The 1,087-nt window shown below is 73.3% G+C and carries 1 protein-coding gene and 1 pseudogene; both read left to right on the top strand.

From position 1 onward, the window contains the following. The first annotated feature begins 263 nt into the window (after positions 1 to 263). Positions 264 to 1,013, top strand: coding sequence for a uroporphyrinogen-III C-methyltransferase (gene cobA / locus G3N93_RS40485; RefSeq protein ID WP_206135572.1), 750 nt, complete (start codon positions 264 to 266; stop codon positions 1,011 to 1,013). Further along, a pseudogene (locus tag G3N93_RS42345) lies at positions 1,010 to 1,087 on the top strand (cobalamin biosynthesis protein CbiG); the annotation flags it as partial. The gene cobA and the pseudogene G3N93_RS42345, both read left to right, overlap by 4 nt.

Raw genomic sequence — 1,087 nt, 5'->3', positions numbered from 1 at the left:
GCCGCCCACGATGCCACTGCCCTTCAGCCGGGCGGGAAGGCTGCGGCCTGGCAAGCGGCCAGCCCGGATACCGGCCGACGCAAGGGGCGAGCCCGACGCTCGCCGAACGCCCGATCCGCGGGGGACGGATGGGGTGCGCATTCCGCCCGCGTCCGCGCGGGCTTCGCTCGATCCGTCATGCTTGACCTGTCTGCCGGCCGCCACCGTGCCGCCCGCCTGCCCTGTTCCACTTTTACGACACGGTGCATGCCGTGCCGCGCCCGATGAGCCGCGCGTGGCTGATCGGCGCCGGCCCCGGCGACGCCGACCTGCTGACGCTCAAGGCCGTCCACGCGATCGGCGCGGCGGACGTGCTGCTCGTCGACGATCTCGTGAATCCCGACGTGCTGCGCCATGCACGTGCCGATGCGCACATCGAGCACGTCGGCAAGCGCGGCGGGCATGCATCGACGCCGCAGGAGACGATCGTCGCCGCGATGCTCGTGCATCTGCGCGCGGGCCGCAGCGTCGCGCGGCTCAAGGGCGGCGATCCGTTCGTGTTCGGCCGCGGCGGCGAGGAGCTGGCCGCGCTCGGTGCGGCGGGATTCCCGGTCGAGGTCGTGAACGGCGTCACCGCGGGCATCGCCGCGCCGGCTGCAATCGGCATCCCGGTCACGCAGCGCGGCGACGCGCAGGGCGTGATCTTCGTCACGGGTCACGGTGCGGGCGCCGACGAACCCGACTGGCGTGCGCTCGCGGCCACGCGCATGACGATCGTCATTTACATGGGCATCCGCCGGCTCGACGCGATTGCCACCGCGCTGCGCGAAGGCGGCCTGCCCGGCGATACGCCGTGCGCGGCGATCGAGAATGCGACGCGTCCCGAACAACGGCGCGTGCTCGCGACGCTCGACACGCTCGTCGAACGCGTCGGTGCGACCGGCATCGGCTCGCCGGCGATCGTCGTGATCGGCCGCGTCGCGGCGTTCGCCGACGATCCCGCGGTACGTGCCGCGCTCGGCAGCGGCGCATGATGCGCGTCGCGCTGGGCGTCGGTTTCCGCGCAGGCGTGACGGCCGCGCAACTCGATGCCGCGATCCGCTCGGCA

Origin of the sequence: Burkholderia sp. Se-20378 (assembly GCF_017104665.1) — a bacterium.
In the GTDB taxonomy this organism is placed as follows: domain Bacteria; phylum Pseudomonadota; class Gammaproteobacteria; order Burkholderiales; family Burkholderiaceae; genus Burkholderia; species Burkholderia lata.
The sequence above is the reverse complement of the archived record's forward strand: the minus strand, read 5'-3'. Positions and strand labels throughout refer to the sequence as shown.